This window comes from Streptomyces sp. DSM 42067 (assembly GCF_055792885.1).
Genome location: NZ_CM147706.1, coordinates 2,966,829 through 2,986,165, shown reverse-complemented (window position 1 = coordinate 2,986,165; position 19,337 = coordinate 2,966,829). Strand labels below are relative to the sequence as shown.

The window sequence follows — 19,337 nt, the reverse complement described above, 5'->3', positions numbered from 1 at the left end:
CGGCGACCGGTGAGCGAGGATTCACATGGGGATCGGCATCACGGCGGAGCAGCGGGAACTGGCCCAGGCCGTGCGCGGCTGGATCGCGCGCACCGTGCCGCCGGAGGAGGTGCGGGGGCTCCTCGACGCACCGCCGGGCGCCGGTGGCCGTCCGGCGTACTGGGACGAGCTGGCCGGGCAGGGGCTGCTCGGCGTCCACCTTCCCGCAGAGTACGGCGGCGGGGACGGTGATCTCGTCGACCTCGCCGTCGTCCTGGAGGAGGCCGCGCGGGGCGCGCTACCGGGGCCGTATCTGTCCAGCGTGCTGGCGTCGGCCGTGCTGCACCGGGCAGGGGCGGGTGAGCTGGTGCGTGCGCTGGGTCGCGGGGAGCGCATCGGGGCCGTGGCGCTCGGCACCGGCACGATGACGGCTGTCCCGTGCGAAGGTCCGCTGGAGCCTGCCGGTGCCGAGCGCGGTTATGTGCTCGAGGGCACCGCGCCGCCCGTACTGTCCGGAGCCGACGCCGATCTCCTGCTGCTGGAGGCCGAGGCGGCGGGCGGCACGCTCTGGTTCGCCGTCGACGCGGCCGACCTCGTGGTGCGCCCGCACGACAGCGCCGACCCGACGCGGCCCACCGCCGAGGTCACGGCGGACGGTGTACGTGTGCCGGCGGACCGGGTGCTCGCCGTGGACTCGGCGCTCGTACGCGACCTCGCGGACCTCGTCCTCGCCGCAGATGCCTGTGGCACCGCGGCATGGGCGCTGCACACGGCCGTGCAGTACGCCAAGGTGCGTGAGCAGTTCGGGCGGCCCATCGGGCGGTTCCAGGGCGTCAAGCATCTGTGCGCGGACATGCTGGTGCGGGTCGAGCAGGCGCGGGCGCTGGTGTGGGACGCGGCACGTGCGGCGGACGAGGCGGCGGACGGGGAGCCGTCCGGTGAGCGAGACGGGTCCGACCGGCCAGGCGTCCGTGGAGGCAGCGGCGTGGTCCGCGGTGTCAGGAGCCTCGTCACCGCGCTCGCCGCCGGTGCCGCGCTGGACGCCGCGTGCTCCTGCGCCAAGGACTGCGTCCAGATCCTCGGCGGCATCGGGTTCACCTGGGAACATGACGCGCATCTGTATCTGCGCCGGGCGCTGGTCGCGCGGCAGCTGGCCGGGAACGGGGACGCACACCGGCTGCGGGCCCTGCGGCCGGCCGAGGGCGGGGCGCGCCGCGAGCTGCGGCTGGAGCTTCCGGAGGAGGCGGAGCCGCATCGGGCGCGGGCGCGGAAGGTGATCGAAGGAGTAGGCGGGCTGGACCCGGCCGCGGCCCGCCGCGCGCTCGCGCCCACCGGCTACGCCGCCCCGCATCTGCCCGAGCCGTACGGTCTGGGCGCCGGGCCCGTCCAGCAGCTCGCCGTACAGGCTGAGCTCACGGCAGCAGGTGTGCGCCTCAGCGACCTCTCCGTCGCCACCTGGGTGGTGCCCTCGCTGATCGCGTACGGGACGGAGGACCAGAAGGAGCGCTATCTGCTGCCGACCCTCCGCGGCGACCTGCTCTGGTGCCAGCTGTTCTCCGAGCCCGGTGCCGGGTCCGACCTGGCATCCCTGCGGACCAGGGCCGAGCGGACGGCGGACGGGCGGTGGCGTATCAACGGGCAGAAGGTGTGGACGTCGGCGGCCCACCGCGCCGACTACGGCATCCTCCTCGCCCGTACGAATCCCGAGGCGCCCAAGCACAAGGGGCTCACCTACTTCGTCGTCGACATGAAACGCACCGACGGGATCGGTATCCGCCCGCTGAAGGAGATCACAGGCGAATCGATGTTCAACGAGGTGTGGTTCGACGACGTGCTGCTGCCTGCGGACGCCGTGGTCGGCGCGGTCGACGAGGGGTGGAAGGTCGCCCGCAACACGCTCGGCAACGAACGCGTCCACATGGCCGACCAGTTGACGTTCGACACGGACCTCGAGGCGCTCATCGCGCGCGCCGACGGCCTCGACGGAGCCGGCAGGGCCCGTATCGGGGCGCTCATGGCGGAGGCACACGCGCTGGCCTGTATCGGGCTGCGCACGACCCTGCAGCAGGTGTCGGGAGTGGAGCCGGGCGCGGGCGCGTCCGTCCGCAAGCTCGTCCAGACCGCCCACCAGCAGAAGGTGGCGGAGCTGGCCCTGGAGCTGCTGGGCCCGGCGGGCGCGGTGCGCGAGGGCGCGGGCGAGCGGGCCGTGCACGGCTTTCTGCTGTCGCGCTGTCTGACCATCGCGGGCGGTACGACGCAGGTGCAGCTCAACGTGGTCGCCGAACGGATCCTCGGCCTGCCGCGCGACTGACGGACGGCGGTGAGGCGAGTCCTGGTTCCTGTCGCCGATGAGGTGAGCCGAGTCCTGGTCCCTGTGGCCGATGTGGTGAGGCGAGTCCTAGTCCCTGTGGCCGATGTAGCGTGCAGCGAAATCCCGATGCCCTGAAGGCCGGACGATTGAGAGCATGGCACCCATGTCCCGAGCCGTCACAGACACTTCCCCGTCCGTCCGCCGCAGCGCCCCGCCGACCTGGCTGGTGGTCGCCGCGGTCTGCGCCGGACAGTTCCTCGTGGTCCTCGACGTGTCCGTCGTCAATGTGGCGCTGCCCTCGATGCGGGCCGATCTGGGGTTGAGCGCCTCGGGACTGCAGTGGGTGGTCAACGCGTACTCGATCGCCTTCGCCGGGTTCATGCTGCTGGGCGGCCGGGCCGGGGACCTGTACGGGCGCAAGCGCATGTTCCTGATAGGCCTCGGCCTGTTCACGCTGGCCTCGCTGGCGGGCGGAATCGCGCAGGAGGGCTGGCAGCTGCTCGCCGCGCGCGCCGCACAAGGGCTCGGCGCGGCCGTGCTCGCTCCGTCGACTCTGACGATCCTCACGTCGGCCGTGCCGGAAGGAGCGGCACGCGCGCGTGCGATCGCGACGTGGACCGCCGTGGGAGCGGGCGGCGGGGCGGCCGGCGGTTTTGTCGGCGGCCTCCTGGTGGACACGTTGTCCTGGCGGTGGGTGCTGCTGATCAATGTGCCTGTCGGCGCCCTCGTGCTGGCCGGGGCCGCGCTCTGGATCACCGAGAGCCGGGGCGAGGACGGACGGCGGCTCGATCTGCCGGGCGCGCTGCTGGTGACGGCCGGGCTCGGCACCTTCTCGTACGGCATCGTGCAGACGGAGGCCGAGGGCTGGGTGGCGGCCGCGACGCTGGTGCCGCTGTGCGCGGGGCTCGTGCTGCTGGGTCTCTTCCTGCTGACCGAGGCGCGCAGCCGGACGCCTCTGATGCCGCTGAAGCTGTTCCGCCTGCGCTCGGTGTCGTCGGCGAACGCGGCGATCTTCCTGTGCGGCGCGGCCATGTTCTGCATGTGGTTCTTCATGACCCTGTACGCGCAGAACGTGCTGGGCTACACGCCGCTCGGTGCGGGGCTCGCGCTGGTTCCGAGCTCGCTTGCCATCGTCCTCGGCTCGAAGCTCGCGCCGCGCTTCATGCGGCTCGTCGGCGCCCGGTACGTCGCGGTCGCCGGCACCCTGATGGCCGCCGCCGGATTCGGCTGGCAGTCGACGATGGGCGCCCACGGCGAGTACCTCACCGCGATCATGCTGCCGGGCATCCTGATGATGGCCGGCGCGGGCCTCTCGGCGACCCCGCTCGCCTCCCTCGCCACGTCGGCGGCGCCCTCCGGTGACGCCGGGCTGGTCTCGGGCCTGGTCAACACCTCGCGCGTCATGGGCGGCTCGCTCGGTCTGGCCGTGATGTCGACACTCGCGGCGTCACGTACCGCCGACGGCACATCCGCGGAGGCGCTGGCCGCGGGCTATGCACTGGCGTTCCGGACGAGCGCGCTGGTCCTGCTCGGTGGCGCGGTGCTGATGCTGCTGTGGCTGCCGCGGGCCTCGGGCGCCGCGCGCCGCACGGACTCGGCCTCGGCCGGTGGCCGCGCGCCGTCGCCCCAGTGATCGCTCGGTGTCCGCGGCGAGCGGGTGTACTTCCCTAGAGCCACCCCTGCTGCCGCGCCTCCCGAACCGCCTCCATGCGGTTGCGCGTCCCGGTCTTGCCGATCGCCGACGACGGACAGTTCCGCACGTCGTATCTGACATGACGTCAGGAGCCTTCACAACTACCGGCGCCTGGGCTATACATGGGGTCGCCGGACTGGAACGCGTTCTAGAACGGGCGGGTTTCACGGCCGGTCCGGACGGGCCCGGTCCGGCCCAGTGACGACCTCGGTGCGACCGACGGTGCGGACGGCCGCACCGAGGTCTTTCCCGCGAGGAGCAGGAGTTCCATGCCCATTGACGCCGCCAAGGCCACCGCCGCCGAGCCCCGGTCCGCGGAGATCGCCTGGGACCACAAGGACGTCCAGCTCTACCACCTCGGCATCGGCGCGGGCGCGAACCCCGACCGGGACAACCCCGCCACCGACCCCGACGAGCTGCGCTACGTCCTCGAGTCCAGGCTGCACGTCCTGCCCAGCTTCGCGACCGTCGCGGGCGCCGGCATGGGCGTCGTGGGCGGCCTCTCCACACCCGGCATCGACGTGAACCTCGCGAACGTCCTGCACGGCGGGCAGACCATCGAGCTGCACCGCCCCATCCCGGTCAAGGGCACAGCGGTGTCCACCTCGCGGGTCGCGGCCGTCTACGACAAGGGCAAGGCCGCCGTCCTCGTACTCCGTACCGAAGCGGCCGACGACGACGGGCCGCTGTGGACGAGCGACGCCCAGATCTTCGTACGGGGAGAGGGCGGATGGGGCGGCGACCGCGGACCGTCCACGCGCCTCGAACCGCCCTCGCGGGAGCCCGACCGGACCGTCGAGCGGGCCGTCCGCCCGGACCAGGCCCTGCTCTACCGGCTGTCCGGCGACTGGAACCCGTTGCACGCCGACCCCGAGTTCGCCAAGCTCGCCGGCTTCGACCGGCCGATCCTGCACGGTCTGTGCACCTACGGCATCACTCTCAAGGCGGTCGTCGACACGCTCCTCGGCGGGGACGTGGCACGCGTCCGTTCCTACAGCACGCGTTTCGCCGGTGTCGTCTTCCCGGGCGAGACCTTGCGCATCCGGATGTGGCAGCGGGACAGCAGCGTCCAGGTGTCGGTCACCGCGGTCGAGAGGGACGACGCTCCCGTGCTCGCCGACACCGTCGTCGAGCATTCGTGATCGCCTTCGTGATCGCCTTCTTCATTGCCTGATTCTTCGTAGCCGCCGAAACGCTCATAACAGCGAAACAGCCGTGACCATTCGTGATCGTCGGACCTCCTGAGGGGAGCCGCACCATGCGCGCAGCCGTACTGCACGAGATCGGCCAGGACAAGCTCGAGGTGCTCGACGACGTCGAGGCGGTGGGCTTCGGCCCCGGCAGGGTCAGGGTCCGCGTCAGGGCCGGCGGTCTGTGCCACTCGGACCTCTCCGCGATGGGCGGCGTGCTGCCGCAGCCCGCGCCCTTCATCCCCGGGCACGAGGGCGCCGGCGAGATCCTGGAGGTCGGCGAGGGCGTCACGAACCTCAAGCCGGGCGACCGTGTGGTGGTGTGCTGGCTCCCGGCGTGCGGCCAGTGCCCCTCCTGCAAGCGTGGGCAGACCGAACTGTGCCTCGCCGGGTTCATGAACGCGGGCACCCCCAACTTCAAGCGCCCCGGCGGTGACGTCTTCGGCTTCGCGGGCACCGGCACCTTCGCCGAGGAGGTCGTCGTCGACGCCGCCTGTGCCGTGCCCATCCCGGACGACGTGCCCTTCGACATCGCGGCGCTCATCGGCTGCGGTGTGACGACCGGGCTCGGCGCCGCGCTCAACACGGCCGATGTGGAGGCCGGTTCGTCGGTGGCTGTGATCGGCTGCGGCGGCGTCGGCATCTCGGCGATCCAGGGGGCGCGGCTCAAGGGCGCCGCCGAGATCGTGGCCGTCGACCCCGTCGCGTCGCGACGTGAGGCCGCGCTGAGGTTCGGCGCCACGCGGGCCGCCGCACCGGAGGAACTCGCCGACGCCAAGCAGGAGATCACCGGCGGCGAGGGCTTCGACTACGTCTTCGAGGTCGTCGGAAAGTCCGCGACCGCCCGGACCGCGTACGAGACGACCCGGCGTGGCGGCACGCTGGTCGTCGTCGGCGCGGGCGCCATGGACGACTTCCTGCAGCTCAACATGTTCGAGCTGTTCTTCGACGAGAAGCGGATCCTGCCGTCCATGTACGGCGGCGGGGACGTCATGCGCTCGTACGAACGCACCATCGCGCTCTGGCGCGCGGGGCGCATCGACCTGTCCGGGCTCATCACGCACCGCGTGCCGCTCGCCGAGATCAACGAGGCGCTGGACCAGATGCGCACGGGGGCGGCGCTGCGTACGTGCATCGAGATCTGACCATTCCCGAACCCCAACGTCTCCCGAACCCCAACGTCTCCCGAACCCCAACGTCTCCCGAACCTCCAACGTCTCCCGAACCTCCAACGTCTCTTGACCCCGACGTCCGCGATCGAAGGGACCGTGATGTCACTGCCACTCGAGGGCCTGTCCGCGATCGTCACGGGGGCGGGCCGCGGCCTGGGGCGGGCCGAGGCACTGGAGCTCGCCCGGCTCGGCGCGAGAGTCGTCGTCAACGACTACGGACGGCCGGGCAGGGACGGCTCCGGCGAGGGCTCGGCCGCCCCCGCCGAGGACGTCGCGGCCGAGATCCGGGCGGCGGGCGGCTCGGCGGTCGCTCACACCGGTGATGTCGGCGACTTCCAGGAGGCCGGTGCGCTGGTCGATCTCGCGATCGGCACGTTCGGCAAGCTCGACATCCTGGTCAACAACGCGGGCATTCTGCGCGACCGGATGATCTTCTCGATGACCGAGGACGAGTGGGACTCGGTGATCAGGGTGCATCTGAAGGGCCACTTCAACACGACGCACTTCGCGTCCGTCCACTGGCGCGAGCGCTCCAAGGCGGCGGGCGGCCCGGTCCACGGGCGGATCATCAACACCTCGTCCGAGGCGTTCGTCGCCGGATCGGCGGGACAGCCCAACTACGCGGCGGCCAAGGGCGGCATCGTCGGGCTGACGACATCGACGGCACTGGCGCTCGGCAAGTACGGCGTGACGGCCAACGTCATCTGCCCGCGCGCCCGGACCCGCATGACCCAGGACGTCTTCGCGGCCGTTCCACCTGATTCAGACGGCGGGCAGCCCGGTGAAGGCCGGCTCGACCCGCTGGCGCCCGAGCACGTCGCCCCGCTCGTGGGTTATCTGGCCTCGCCCGCGGCGGCCCGGGTGAACGGCCAGTTGCTCGTCGTCCACGGCGGCATGGTCGCCATCGTCGAACGCCCCAAGGTGGCCGCCAAGTTCGACACCGCGAAGGAGCTCTTCTCCTACGAGGAGCTCGACGAGTTGCTCTCGCCGTACTACGAGGGGCGTCCGGCGGACGAGACCTTCGCGGCGGCGGAGGTGCTGGGTCTCAAGCGCGGGTAGTTCCGAGCCAGATGCTGTCGCGAGCACGGGTCGTGCGAGGGGCCCGGCACCTGCGCACATTCCGCGCAGGTGCCGGGCCCCTCGTATCTGTCCGTCTCCGCGGGCCTCAGCCCTCGTCGGACGGCTTGCGGTGCCGGCCGCGCGGGGCCGGCGTCTCCGCCGTGCCGCCCTCCAGGGCGGACTTCGGGCCCCGGTGCCTGCCGTGGCCGTCGGGCTGCTGCGCGGCAGCCCGCGGGTCGTTGGTCGTCGTGTCCGTACTGCTTCTGGTTTCCGTCATCCGATAGGTCACCCCGTAACAAGATCTTTCGGTGCAGCGGGCGAGTCTAACCGGCGGCCTCACGGCCGTTGAGAGGTGCCTGCTGCAACGGGACCGGGCGTGGTCCCGCGGCCGCGGCGGGGTTCGTCTCCACCCTCTCCCACCGCGGCTTTCGCACCGTTGCTCCGGATCCGGGGGGCGAGCTCGCGTCCGAACCCGAGCCCGCGCCCGATGCCGTTCCTGAGGCCGAGTCCGGTCCTGAGGACGGTCCTCCGTCGGGGGCGGCGGGCCGGGGCGTCTCCGTCGGCGCGGGCACCCGCGCAACCCCGCACGGCACGGCATTCGTCGCATACGGCAGCCGGAGCACCCCGTCCCGCGTCCACAGCCCAGCCCCGGCCAACCAGCCCTCGGGGGCGGGGAGTTGGTGCACATGCTTCTGTGCGGGCCGCCACACGCCGAGCCAGCTGCCCGCCGCGCCGTCGATCCGCAGCGCCACCGCGCTGCTCTCCGGCATCAGCGCCTGCCCCGGCTGGATCGCGAACGGCGTCACCGCGCAGTCGGTCAGCCGCAGGCACTCGGGGAAGCGCACCGGCAGCGTGCTCCCCAGCACCCCCCAGCCCAGTCGGTCATGGCCCGGCGACGGGGCATCGGAGCGGATCAGCAGCAGCCCGCTGTCGGCGTCCGCGAGCAGCAACCGGTCGTTGCTCTCCTCGGTGATCTGCAGGAGCGGCGACACCTCGCCGCCGCGCTCCAGGTCGACCGCGACTGTCTTGGTGCGCCCGTCCAGCCGCCGGTCCAGGGCGAGCATCCGGCCCGTACGGTCGAGCCAGACGCCGCCCGAGCAGCGGCCCGGGATCTCGGCGACATGCTCGGGCCCGAACGTGCCGCCCGCCACCAGCCATACCGCCGTCGACTGTTCGCCCGCCGCGAGCGCGTACGCACGCGAGCCGCCGGGCGCGGGCGGCAGCAGGCTCAGATCTCCGCACTGCACGGTCCCGAGGCGCAGCTCGCCGGTCTCCGGACCGGTCGGATAGAGGAGCGAGAAGGCATGCCGTCCGGCCGTGACGCGGTGGATCAGCACGCGCCCGTCGGTGAGGGGGAGCACCTCGGTGCCGGGCTCCTCCGGCTGGTTCGCGGGCAGCGGCACCGCATAGGGCTCGGGCCCGTCCAGCGTCCACCGCTCGGGGAACCAGGACCGACCGTCGTACGCCAGCCGCGCGGCGTAGGAGCCGTCCGCGGCGATCATGCATGCCGTCCGCCGCATGCCGAACGCTTTCTGCTCGTTCTCCGCAACCGACTCGATGGCAAGGGCCGTCATCGTGGGTCACCTCCGGCGCCGAAGCTAGTTTTCGTACGCGTTGGCGTGGCACCAGCGGACACCCGCTTCACACCAAAGGGTGGCGATGTCCCGATTCGCCTGAGGAAGTGGTGGTGCTTGTGCTCCGCCGGGCGGGGTGCCAGAGGCCGGATCAAAGGTTAGGGACCCTAAACAACTGCCGTCCGGTCTCTGTTCGAACCAAGCAGCGCCCGCGGCGATCAGCCGGGCCCGCGGGAGCGGCGGCGGCTCGGCAGCAAAGACGAGCTAGCCTGTCCCTCGTGCCCCGTCTGTCTGAAGTCACCGCCGCGCTCGACGCACTCTGGCCCCCCGAGCGGGCCGAGGGATGGGACGCGGTCGGCACCGTCTGCGGCGAACCGGACACCGAGGTCTCGCGAGTGCTGTTCGCGGTCGACCCCGTCCAGGAGATCGCCCACGAGGCCGTGAAGCTCGGCGCCGACCTGCTGGTCACCCACCACCCGCTGTATCTGCGCGGTACGACGACGGTCGCGGCCTCCCACTTCAAGGGCCGCGTCGTGCACACCCTGATCAAGAACGACGTCGCGCTGCACGTGGCGCACACCAACGCCGACCGCGCCGACCCGGGCGTATCGGACGCCCTCGCGGGCGCGCTGGACCTCCGGGTCGTGGGACCCCTCGTCCCGGACCCGACGGATCCCGAGGGCCGCCGCGGCCTCGGCCGGGTCTGCGAGCTGGACCACCCGCTGACCGTGCGCGAGCTCGCCGAGCTCGCCGCGAGGCGGCTGCCCGCCACGGCGCAGGGCATCCGCGTCGCGGGCGACCCGGACATGCAGGTGCGTACCGTCGCGGTCAGCGGCGGCTCCGGCGACAGCCTCTTCGACGACGTGCGTGCCGCCGGCGTCGACGCCTTCCTCACCGCGGACCTGCGCCACCACCCGGTGTCCGAGGCCCGCGAACACAGTCCTCTCGCGCTGCTCGACGCGGCGCACTGGGCCACCGAGTGGCCCTGGTGCGAGCTGGCCGCAGCCCAGCTCGACGAGATCTCCGACCGGCACGGATGGGGACTTCGCGTCCACGTCTCGAAGACGGTCACCGACCCCTGGACAGCCCACGCGGCCTCATCCCGCCCGTCTCCCACCACCGCCCCTCCAGGGAGCGCTCCGCGCGCCCCTCTGGATCACACCCCTCCTGGAGCCCCCAACTGAACGCCGCGCCCGCCGACCAGATCCGACTCCTCGACGTCCAGGCCCTCGACGTACGCCTGCAGCAGCTCGCGCACAAGCGGAAGTCGCTGGCCGAGCACGCCGAGATCGAGTCGCTGAACAAGGACCTGACGCAGCTGCGCGACCTGCTCGTCGCCGCGCAGACGGAGGAGAGCGACTGCGCCCGCGAGCAGGACAAGGCCGAGAAGGACGTCGACCAGGTCCGGCAGCGCGCCGCCCGCGACCAGCAGCGCCTGGACTCGGGCGTCATCACCTCGCCGAAGGACCTGGAGAACCTCCAGCACGAGATCGCGTCCCTCGCCCGGCGCCAGGGCGATCTCGAGGACATCGTGCTCGAGGTCATGGAGCGCCGCGAGTCCGCGCAGGAGCGCGTCGCCGAACTGACCGAGCGGGTCTCGTCCGTCCAGTCGAAGATCGACGACGCGACGGGGCGCCGCGACGCCGCGTACGAGGAGATCGACGGCGAGACGGCGTCGGTCACCAAGGAGCGCGAGGTCGTGTCCGCCTCCGTGCCCGCGGACCTGCTCAAGCTGTACGACAAGCTGCGGGAGCAGCAGGGCGGCATCGGTGCGGCCCGGCTCTACCAGCGGCGCTGCGAGGGCTGCCGCCTGGAGCTCAACATCACCGAGCTCAACGAGGTGCGGGCCGCGGCCCCGGACGCCGTGGTGCGCTGCGAGAACTGCCGCCGCATCCTGGTCCGTACGTCCGAGTCCGGCCTGTAAAGCGCTGCCAGGGGCGGCTGCGCATGCGTGAGTTCATCGTCGAGGCCGACGGCGGCTCCCGGGGAAACCCGGGGCCCGCGGGCTACGGCGCCGTCGTGAAGGACGCGGCCACGGGGGCGACCCTGATGGAGGCCGCCGAGTACATCGGGACCGCCACGAACAACGTGGCCGAGTACCGGGGCCTGCTCGCCGGCCTCAGGGCCGCGCACGAGCTGGACCCGGCGGCGCGCGTACGCGTACGGATGGACTCGAAGCTGGTCGTCGAGCAGATGTCCGGCCGCTGGAAGATCAAGCACCCGGGCATGAAGCCGCTCGCGGCGGAGGCGAAGACGGTGTTCCCGCCGTCGCAGATCACCTACGAGTGGATCCCGCGGGAACAGAACAAGCACGCGGACCGGCTGGCCAACGAGGCGATGGACGCGGGCAGGCGGGGCGAGCAATGGGCGGCTACGCGCTCCTCGGCGGAGCTGGGCGCCGGCCCGTCCGGTACCACCGTGCTTACCCCGTCGGGACCGCCCGGGGACGCGGCAGCGGGGGCGGCCAGGGCTCGGGCGGCGATGGCGGGTGCGGCTGGTGCTGTCGCTGAGGTCCTTGCGGACGCGGCGGCTGAGGTGCGGGCGAAGGCCGGCGCTGACGTGCGGGCGGCTCGGAGCGTCGCCGTGGGTACGCCGCCCGTCGGCTGGGCTGCGCCCCCCGATCTGGGGGCGCCCGCAACGCTCGTACTGCTGCGGCACGGCGAGACCCCGCTGACCCGCGAGAAGCGGTTCTCCGGCAGTGGCGGCAGTGACCCGGCGCTGTCGGACGCGGGCCGCGCCCAGGCCGACCGTGTCGCGGCGGCGCTCGCCGCCCGCGGCACGATCCAGGCCGTCGTCTCCTCACCGCTCAGGCGGTGCCGCGAGACCGCGGGAATCGTCGCCACCCGGCTCGGACTCGAGGTGAGCATCGAGGAGGGGCTGCGCGAGACGGATTTCGGCGCGTGGGAGGGCCTGACGTTCGCGGAGGTACGGGACCGCTACCCCGACGACCTGAACGCCTGGCTCGCCTCGGTGAAGGCGGCACCGACCGGCGGCGGCGAGAGCTTCGCGGCGGTCACCCGCCGGGTCGCCGCGACCCGCGACAAGCTGATCACCGCGTACAGGGGCCGCACGGTCCTCCTGGTCACGCATGTCACCCCGGTCAAGACGCTGGTACGCCTCGCACTCGGCGCCCCGCCGGAGTCGCTGTTCCGCATGGAACTCTCGGCGGCCTCGCTGTCGGCGATCGCGTACTACGCGGACGGGAACGCCAGCCTCCGGCTGCTGAACGACACGGGGCACCTCCGGACGGGCTGATTTCAGCCCGTCTGGGGGCACCTCCCAGCGGTAGCTGGGGGAGTTTGAGGACGAGCCCGTTAGGGCGACAAGAGCTGCGGCCCCCGGAGGGCTACCGCAGCGCCGCCGCCTCCCGCGCCAGCGTCTCCACCCGGTCCCAGTCCCGGGCCGCGACCGCGTCCCGCGGCACGATCCAGCTGCCGCCCACGCAGGCGACGTTCTTCAGGGCCAGATACGCCGCCGCGTTCCCGAGGCCGACGCCGCCCGTCGGACAGAACCGGGCCTGGGGGAGCGGCCCGGCGAGGGACTTCAGATACGCGGTGCCGCCGGCCGCCTCCGCGGGGAAGAACTTCATCTCGTTCACCCCGCGCTCCAGCAGAGCCACGACCTCCGACGTCGTCGAGACGCCCGGCAGGAACGGCACGCCGGACGCCTTCATCGCCTCCAGCAAGCCGTCCGTCCAGCCGGGGCTGACCAGGAAGCGGGCCCCGGCGGCCAGCGAGTCGGCGACGTTCGCGGGGGAGATCACGGTGCCCGCGCCGACCACCGCGCCCGGCACCTCGTCCGCGATCGCCCGGATCGCGCCGAGCGCGGCGGGCGTTCGCAGCGTCACCTCGATCGCCGGCAGCCCGCCGGCGACCAGCGCCCGCGCCAGCGACACGGCGTCGGCGACGTCCTCCACGACGACGACGGGCAGAACGGGGGCGAGGTCCAGTACGGATGAGGAGAGGGGCGGCGTAGTCATGAGGCTCATCCTGCCGCGCCGTATGCAGCATGCGCAAAGCTTGTTGCGCATGCTGCAATGAAGGGACTTCGGGGTCTCACATGGACTTCGGGCTCAGTGGATCTCCGTCACCACCACATCCAGCGCCCACGCCCGCCCCGCCTTGGCAGGCGGCTCCGCCTCCACCACGTAGCCGAGGTCCCGCAGCGCGTCGACCAGCGCGGCCGGGTTCTCGGGCTGGGCACCGGACGTCAGCAGGCCCCGTACGATCCGGCCCTTCGTCGCCTTGTTGAAGTGGCTGACGACGGACCGCTTCTCCACGCCGTCGACCATCTGCGAGTGCAGCACCCGCACGGTCGCCGTGCGCTCGGCGACCTCGCCCTTCGGCTTCCACGCGGCCGCGTACGCCGACGACCGCAGGTCCAGGACCAGCCCGTCGCCGGCGGCCTCGGGCATGACCGAGGCCAGCGGCGCCCGCCAGTACGCGGCGAGCGCGCCGAGCGCCGGGAGCTTCACTCCCATCGAGCAGCGGTAGGACGGGATGCGGTCGCCCATCCGGACTGCGCCCCACAGCCCCGAGAACACCAGCAGCGAGCGCTTCGCCCGCCGCTTCGCGGCCGGGTCGAGGGACGCGAGGTCCAGCGCGTCGTAGAGGACGCCCGTGTAGATCTCCCCGGCCGGCCGAGCGCCCGCCGTCCGCAGCTCCGCGTTCTTGGCGATCTCGCCGCGCAGGCCCTCGCTCAGCCCGAGCACCTCGCGGGCCTTCTCGTTCTCGCCGGGGTCTCCCGCACACAGCTCGACGAGCTCCTCCAGCACCGCCTGTCGCGCCTCGGTGAGCCCCGGCAGCGACAACGAGTCCAGCTTCAGCGGCGCGCCGCGCCCGGACGGGGCCTTGCCTTCGGACGGCGGCAGCAGCACGAGCACAGCGGATCTCCTTCAGGGCGTGAGGGACAGCGGAACGGGCACGGTGCGATGCGGCCCCGGCGTCAGGGTACGGGGTGCCCTGGGGGCCGCCTGCGGCACCGGTTGCCCGCTTGGCGGCTTCCGCCGCTGCGCGGCCGCGCCGGCCGCCTGACCACCGCAGAGGTGACCGTCGGCCCTCGCCGGTACGACGGAGAGACGCGGACCGACGCGCAGCGAGGGGGGCGACGCCGGCTGACCGCGACGGTCACCGGAGCCGCCCCGCAGCAACGGGCACCCGGCCTGGTCCGGCCCGCGGCGGGTACGCAACCCGCCCCGCCGTCGTGGGGCGACGTCGCGCTCAGCCGTACGGCGGGCCGTCCGGGCCCCCGGACCAGCGACAGGGTCCGACCCCGGCCAGCCACGATGGACACCAGACCGGCCCCTCAGCAACGGGCCGGCACCCGGCCTGTCCGGCCCGCGGCGGGAACCCGGACCCGTCCCGCTGCCACGGCGAACCCGACCGCACCCCGCCGCGACAGCGGATCCACCCCGCCCGCCGCCCCGCCTACCACAGCATGCCGTCGCCCCCGCCCCGGCCTACGCTCGGTCCATGCCCCGCCGTCATCTGAAGGTGACCGCCGCCGTCGATGCCCCGTTGCGGGCGGCGCTGCGTGGGCTGCGTGTGGAACTCGCGGTGCCCGAGACCTTCCCGGTCGCCGTACTCGACGAGGCGGAACAGGTCGCGCAGGCGCCACGACTGCCCGATCGCGACGCGACGGACCTGCCCCTCTTCAGCATCGACCCGGCCGCGTCCCAGGACCTCGACCAGGCGATGCACCTGTCCCGGCGCCCCGGCGGCGGTTTCCGGGTCCGTTACGCGATCGCCGACGTCGCCGCGTTCGTCACCCCCGGGCTGGCCCTCGACACCGAGGCCCACCGCCGGATCACCACCCTCTACTTCCCGGACCGAAGAGTGCCGCTGCACCCGGCCCTGATCGGGGAGGGCGCCGCCAGTCTGCTTCCCGGTCAGGCCCGCCCGGCCGTCCTGTGGACCCTCGACCTCGACGCCGACGGCCGCACCGTCTCCACCGACGTACGCCGCGCCCTGGTCCGCAACCGCACCCGGCTCGACTACGCAAGCGCCCAGCGGCACATCGACGCGGGCACCGCGGAGGAACCGCTCGCCCTCCTCCGCACCGTCGGCACACTGCGCGAACGACTGGAGGCCGAACGCGGCGGCATCTCCCTCAACGTCCCCGAACAGCAGATCATCGAGAACCCGGCGCACGGGCCGGCCGCCAGAACCTACGCACTCACCTACCGCGCCCCGCTCCCCACCGACCGCTGGAACGCCCAGATCTCCCTGCTCACCGGCATGGCGGCCGCCGAGCTGATGATCACCCGCGGCACCGGCGTCCTGCGTACCCTCCCCGCCGCCCCCGACGGCGCCGTCGGCCGCCTCCGCCGTACCGCGAAGGCCCTCGGCATCGACTGGCCCCACCACGTCCCGTACGCCGAAATGGTCCGCTCACTCGACCCGCACCAGTCGCGTCACGCGGCGTTCCTACAGGAGTGCACGACCCTCCTGCGCGGCGCCGGATACACGGTCTTCAGCGGCGGCAGGGTCCCCGAGTTCCCCCTCCACGCCGCCGTCGCCGCGCCCTACACCCACTGCACCGCACCCCTGCGCCGCCTCGTCGACCGCTATACGTCCGAGGTGTGCGTGGCGGCCGCCGCGGGCCGGGAGCCGCCCGAGTGGGTGCTCGCGGACCTCGACGCACTGCCCGCGAAGATGGCGGAGGGGGCACGCCGCGCGGGCACGGTCGAGCGCGAGTGCCTCGACATCGTCGAGGCCGCGCTGCTCATGGACCGGATCGGCGAGGTCTTCGACGCCTGTGTGGTGGACGTCAAGGAGCAGGAACCGACCGTCGGAACCGTGCAGTTGACCGACGCGGCGGTCGTCGCCCGCATCGAGGGCGGTACGGAGCCGCTCCCGCTGGGGGAGCGGCTCCGGGTCCGGCTCAGGCAGGCGGATCCGGGGAGGGCGAAGGCGCTGTTCACCCCCGCGTGACGTCGCGGGGTTCGTGGAATCCGTGGGATTCGTCGATCCAGCACCTCGGCGAGGTCGCGCCCGGTGTCGTGCGCGAGCGCGTCCCGCACCTCGGCGCACCCGGGCCCCGGCTCCGTCAGCCGCCGGATACGGGCGAGAACGACGGCATGGTGATAGTGCCTGATGGTCCGCGTCGTCACCGCGAAACGACGGCGGCGATCTCTCCGATCCGCATGCGCCCAGGAGAAACGTCGACGTTGCGGCAGGGGCAAGGGAGCTGGCGGGGGCGACGTGACCCCGCAACCCCGACAACTTTGCGTGATCGTGTGCCACGATCGAGGGAACGGTTCCGATCTCACCGGCAGGTGGTCCACCGATGTCCCAGTCTGGCGAGGAACAGAAGGAGGGGCGTGACATGACTGCCGTGGCCCATGAGCCGATCACGCCGGCTGAGGGATTGCTGGAGATCTTCCTGTCCCTCGACACCCCGGAGGGCTTCCGGGCCGAACTGATCGAGGGGGAGATCGTTGTGACGCCGCCGCCGGACGGGGACCACGAGGACTACATCGGTCTGATCGTCAGCCAGGTGATCAGGCGGTCCACGGCCGACATGCAGTTTTCCGGGAACAAGGGCCTGAAGCTGAGAAGCGGGGGTGGCTGCCCGAAGGACCATGTGATCCCCGACGGCACTTTCGCCCCCGCGGAGCTGCGTCTGTACCGGGGCGCCGACTCCTGGATGCCGTGCGACGGCGTCGCCATGGTCCTCGAGGTGACGTCCACCAAACCCAGGATCGACCGCGAGGCCAAGCGGCGCTGCTACGCCCGCGGCGGCATCCCCCTCTACCTGCTGGTCGACCGCGAGGCCTCCTCGACCACGCTGTTCAGCGATCCCGAGAAGGACGACTACCGCCAGCACTGCACGCTCCCGTTCGGCAAGCCGCTCGCCCTCCCAGAGCCGTTCACCTTCGAGCTGGACACGACGGACTTCCTCTGACGTTGCCGCCGGGGCAGGGAAGCGGGGGTGGGCTCGGCGCTCGATAGCGGCGGCCGCCGGGACTGAGGGGGAGCGCACGACCGGTACCATGGTCCACACGGCAGACGAGCCGGGCGGACGGCCGCGTGAAGAGCCCCCTCGCGGGGACCTTCCCGAGGAACGTCCGGGCTCCACAGGGCAGGGTGGTGGCTAACGGCCACCCGGGGTGACCCGCGGGACAGTGCCACAGAAAACAGACCGCCGGGGACCTCGGTCCTCGGTAAGGGTGAAACGGTGGTGTAAGAGACCACCAGTGCCCAGGGTGACCTGGGCAGCTAGGTAAACCCCACCCGGAGCAAGGTCAAGAGGAGCCGCCGTAACAAGCGACTCTGCGCGGACGATCGAGGGCGGCCCGCCCGAGTCCGCGGGTAGACCGCACGAGGCCGGCGGCAACGTCGGCCCTAGATGGATGGCCGTCGCCGGAGGGCCCGCGAGGACCCTCCGGAACAGAACCCGGCGTACAGCCCGACTCGTCTGCCCTGTGGCCCTCACCAGGACAAAGTCTGGCCAGGGCCGCAGGCCTCCTGCTGTTGGAGCTCCCGCCCCTACCTGTGGTTTCCCGCGAGTTCCGGTCAGGTGCGCGTGAACACGTACGTCACCGACGGTGAGCCATACCGGATGTGGTCGTCGTCCACGCGCGCGACGTGCCAGCCGTCCGTCGCCTCCGAGGCACACTGGTGATCCTCGGGGGAGAAGTCGGTCATCTCCTGCTGGTCGAGGAAGATCCGGGTCGAGGTCACGCCGGTGATGGTGTGGACGTACCGGCACCAGCCCTCGTCGTCGTAGTACGTCACGGTCACCGTCTTGCCGTTGTCCGGTGCCGACGGGATGACGACCGTGTCCTGGCCGTCCGCCCACGTACCGGCGAACGCGGCCGGGAACTGCGCCCCCGAGTCCGGCGTCGAGTCATCGCCCGCCGGCGGACCGCCGGCCTCGTTGTTGTCGCCGTCCTCTCCGGCGTCGCGCGACGACGGCGACGGGTCCGCGCCTCCGCTGGAATCCGGCGGTGTGGCGCTGCTCGACCGCGATGCGGACGCCGAAGGCGACGCCGAGTCGGACTCCGAAGGCGATGGCGAGGCGGACTTCTGCGGCACCGCCGAACTCGCGGACACGGAAGGCTCGTCGCCGGGCAGCCGCGCACTCCCGTCCCCGCCGCCCGATCCCTCCCTCTCGGCCCAGGGCAGCAGTACCCAGGCCCCCACGCCCGTCACGACGACGGTCACGAACACGAGGCATACGACGAGCAGGCGCCGCGCCCGGGTACGGCCCCGCGACTGCTGCGAGGGGTCGGTGGGAGCGGCTGCGGCTTCCGGGCCGGTGCCGCCCGCCGTGCCCGCACCCCGTCCCCGCAGCACGACGGTGCCCGCGTCGTTCTCCCCGGCATCAGCAGCACTGGCGTCAGCGGCTGCCAACTCCTCAGCCGTACGCCGCGCCTGGCGCTCCAGCAGCTCCACCAGGTCGTCAGGAAGCCAACCGCCCTCATCCCCGTCAGCCGTCCCGGCCGAGCCGTCAGCCGTCCCGGCCGAGCCGTCAGCCGTCCCGGCCGAGCCGTCAGCCGTCCTGGCCGAGCCGTCGGTCTTCCCGGCTGTTCGTTCCAGCACCTCGTCCACACTGGGCCGTTCCTCCGCAGGCTTCCGCAGGCAGGCGACGACCAACGCGTGCAAATCCCCGTCCATGGAAGCGAGTTCACCGAGATCGGGCTCGCCTTCCACGATGCGGAACATCTGCGCGTGCGGCCCGATGGCCGGGTCCCCGAAGGGCGCGACCCCGGTTGCCGCGTACGCCAGCACCGCACCCAGGCAGAACACGTCCGCGGCGGGACCGATCTGCTCGCCGAGTACCTGCTCGGGAGCCATGTAGCCGGGTGAGCCGAGGGTGATGCCGGTGCGGGTGAGGGTCGTAGCGGTCTGGGCGACGTGGCGTGCGATGCCGAAGTCGATGACGCGCGGCCCCTCGGGGGCGAGCAGCACGTTGGACGGCTTGAGGTCGCGGTGGACCAGGCCGGCGGAGTGGATCGCGCGCAGCGCCCGCCCGAGCCCGTCCGCCAGCGCCCACAGGGACCGCGTGGGCAGCGGCCCGTACATCGAGCCGACGACTTCGGCCAGCGACAGCCCCGGCACGTACTCGGTGGCCACCCAGGGCGTCTCCGCCTGGGTGTCGGCGTCGAGCACCCGCGCCGTCCGCTCCCCGCCGACCGTCCGCGCGGCCCGCACCTCGCGCCGGAACCGATTGCGGAACTCGTCCTGGCCGGCCAGTTCCCGGTTGACGACCTTCAGCGCCACCGCGCCGCCGCCGTCGGCCGCGCGTGCCAGATAGACCCGCCCCATCCCGCCGCGCCCGAGCAACCCGAAAACCTGGTATCCACCGACAGCCCGCGGATCGTCCGCCCCCAGCGCGTCCATGACAGATCACCAT

At 72.4% G+C, this 19,337-nt stretch carries 15 protein-coding genes, 1 other RNA gene and 2 pseudogenes; 11 read left to right on the top strand and 7 right to left on the bottom strand.

Annotated features, from left to right (window positions below; genetic code table 11):
- The first annotated feature begins 25 nt into the window (after nt 1-25).
- Both ACSMXV_RS13875 and ACSMXV_RS13870 read left to right on the top strand, forming a co-directional pair.
- A complete protein-coding gene (locus ACSMXV_RS13875) occupies nt 26-2,290 on the top strand; it encodes an acyl-CoA dehydrogenase (RefSeq protein ID WP_473177932.1) in 2,265 nt (754 codons plus the stop codon).
- A gap of 154 nt (nt 2,291-2,444) precedes the next feature.
- Complete coding sequence (locus tag ACSMXV_RS13870; protein ID WP_473177931.1) at nt 2,445-3,923, top strand: MFS transporter; 1,479 nt, start codon at nt 2,445-2,447, stop codon at nt 3,921-3,923.
- Nucleotides 3,924-3,957: 34 nt separating this feature from the next.
- On the opposite strand, the pseudogene ACSMXV_RS13865 reads toward ACSMXV_RS13870, so the two are convergent.
- Nucleotides 3,958-4,050 (bottom strand): annotated as a pseudogene (locus ACSMXV_RS13865) (DNA-binding response regulator); the annotation flags it as partial.
- A 202-nt stretch (nt 4,051-4,252) separates the two neighbouring features.
- Between ACSMXV_RS13865 and ACSMXV_RS13860 the strand changes: the two are divergent.
- The 3 genes from ACSMXV_RS13860 (at nt 4,253) to ACSMXV_RS13850 (ending at nt 7,404) form a co-directional block, all read left to right on the top strand.
- Nucleotides 4,253-5,125, top strand: a complete 873-nt coding sequence (locus tag ACSMXV_RS13860) for a MaoC/PaaZ C-terminal domain-containing protein (protein ID WP_181659693.1) — start codon at nt 4,253-4,255, stop codon at nt 5,123-5,125.
- A 116-nt stretch (nt 5,126-5,241) separates the two neighbouring features.
- Complete coding sequence (locus tag ACSMXV_RS13855; RefSeq protein ID WP_473177930.1) at nt 5,242-6,318, top strand: Zn-dependent alcohol dehydrogenase; 1,077 nt, start codon at nt 5,242-5,244, stop codon at nt 6,316-6,318.
- A gap of 126 nt (nt 6,319-6,444) precedes the next feature.
- Complete coding sequence (locus ACSMXV_RS13850; RefSeq protein ID WP_473177929.1) at nt 6,445-7,404, top strand: 3-oxoacyl-ACP reductase; 960 nt, start codon at nt 6,445-6,447, stop codon at nt 7,402-7,404.
- A gap of 106 nt (nt 7,405-7,510) precedes the next feature.
- Here ACSMXV_RS13850 and ACSMXV_RS13845 read toward each other — a convergent pair whose 3' ends face one another.
- Both ACSMXV_RS13845 and ACSMXV_RS13840 read right to left on the bottom strand, forming a co-directional pair.
- Nucleotides 7,511-7,681 carry a hypothetical protein gene (locus ACSMXV_RS13845; protein WP_473177928.1) on the bottom strand — a complete coding sequence of 57 codons (171 nt, stop codon included), beginning with the start codon at nt 7,679-7,681 and terminating at the stop codon, nt 7,511-7,513.
- Between the two features lie 46 nt (nt 7,682-7,727).
- On the bottom strand, nt 7,728-8,978 hold the full coding sequence (locus ACSMXV_RS13840) for a hypothetical protein (RefSeq protein ID WP_473177927.1): 1,251 nt from the start codon (nt 8,976-8,978) through the stop codon (nt 7,728-7,730).
- A gap of 278 nt (nt 8,979-9,256) precedes the next feature.
- On the opposite strand from ACSMXV_RS13840, the gene ACSMXV_RS13835 reads away from it, so the two are divergent.
- From ACSMXV_RS13835 to ACSMXV_RS13825, 3 genes are read left to right on the top strand one after another with little or no spacing between them, the layout of a single operon-like run.
- Nucleotides 9,257-10,162, top strand: coding sequence for a Nif3-like dinuclear metal center hexameric protein (locus tag ACSMXV_RS13835; RefSeq protein ID WP_473177926.1), 906 nt, complete (start codon nt 9,257-9,259; stop codon nt 10,160-10,162).
- On the top strand, nt 10,159-10,902 hold the full coding sequence (locus tag ACSMXV_RS13830) for a zinc ribbon domain-containing protein (RefSeq protein ID WP_473178925.1): 744 nt from the start codon (nt 10,159-10,161) through the stop codon (nt 10,900-10,902). The genes ACSMXV_RS13835 and ACSMXV_RS13830 overlap by 4 nt, the downstream gene beginning before the upstream one ends.
- 23 nt (nt 10,903-10,925) lie before the next feature.
- Nucleotides 10,926-12,233: a bifunctional RNase H/acid phosphatase gene (locus ACSMXV_RS13825; RefSeq protein ID WP_473177925.1), complete on the top strand. Its 1,308-nt coding sequence runs from the start codon at nt 10,926-10,928 to the stop codon at nt 12,231-12,233.
- Between the two features lie 91 nt (nt 12,234-12,324).
- Here ACSMXV_RS13825 and eda read toward each other — a convergent pair whose 3' ends face one another.
- Both eda and yaaA read right to left on the bottom strand, forming a co-directional pair.
- Complete coding sequence (gene eda / locus ACSMXV_RS13820; RefSeq protein ID WP_473177924.1) at nt 12,325-12,957, bottom strand: bifunctional 4-hydroxy-2-oxoglutarate aldolase/2-dehydro-3-deoxy-phosphogluconate aldolase; 633 nt, start codon at nt 12,955-12,957, stop codon at nt 12,325-12,327.
- A 93-nt stretch (nt 12,958-13,050) separates the two neighbouring features.
- Nucleotides 13,051-13,860 (bottom strand): peroxide stress protein YaaA, encoded by an 810-nt coding sequence (gene yaaA, locus ACSMXV_RS13815; RefSeq protein WP_473177923.1) that lies wholly within the window; start codon nt 13,858-13,860, stop codon nt 13,051-13,053.
- A gap of 589 nt (nt 13,861-14,449) precedes the next feature.
- Here yaaA and ACSMXV_RS13810 point away from each other — a divergent pair.
- Entirely contained in the window at nt 14,450-15,910 is a 1,461-nt protein-coding gene (locus ACSMXV_RS13810; protein ID WP_473177922.1) for an RNB domain-containing ribonuclease, read from the top strand.
- 38 nt (nt 15,911-15,948) lie between these two features.
- Here ACSMXV_RS13810 and ACSMXV_RS13805 read toward each other — a convergent pair.
- A pseudogene (locus ACSMXV_RS13805) lies at nt 15,949-16,124 on the bottom strand (MerR family transcriptional regulator); the annotation flags it as partial.
- Nucleotides 16,125-16,304: 180 nt separating this feature from the next.
- Here ACSMXV_RS13805 and ACSMXV_RS13800 point away from each other — a divergent pair.
- Entirely contained in the window at nt 16,305-16,883 is a 579-nt protein-coding gene (locus ACSMXV_RS13800) for a Uma2 family endonuclease (protein WP_473177921.1), read from the top strand.
- A gap of 105 nt (nt 16,884-16,988) precedes the next feature.
- An RNA gene (gene rnpB, locus ACSMXV_RS13795) (RNase P RNA component class A) lies at nt 16,989-17,399 on the top strand.
- Nucleotides 17,400-17,494: 95 nt separating this feature from the next.
- Here rnpB and ACSMXV_RS13790 read toward each other — a convergent pair.
- Nucleotides 17,495-19,324, bottom strand: a complete 1,830-nt coding sequence (locus tag ACSMXV_RS13790) for a serine/threonine-protein kinase (RefSeq protein WP_473177920.1) — start codon at nt 19,322-19,324, stop codon at nt 17,495-17,497.
- Nucleotides 19,325-19,337 lie beyond the last annotated feature (13 nt).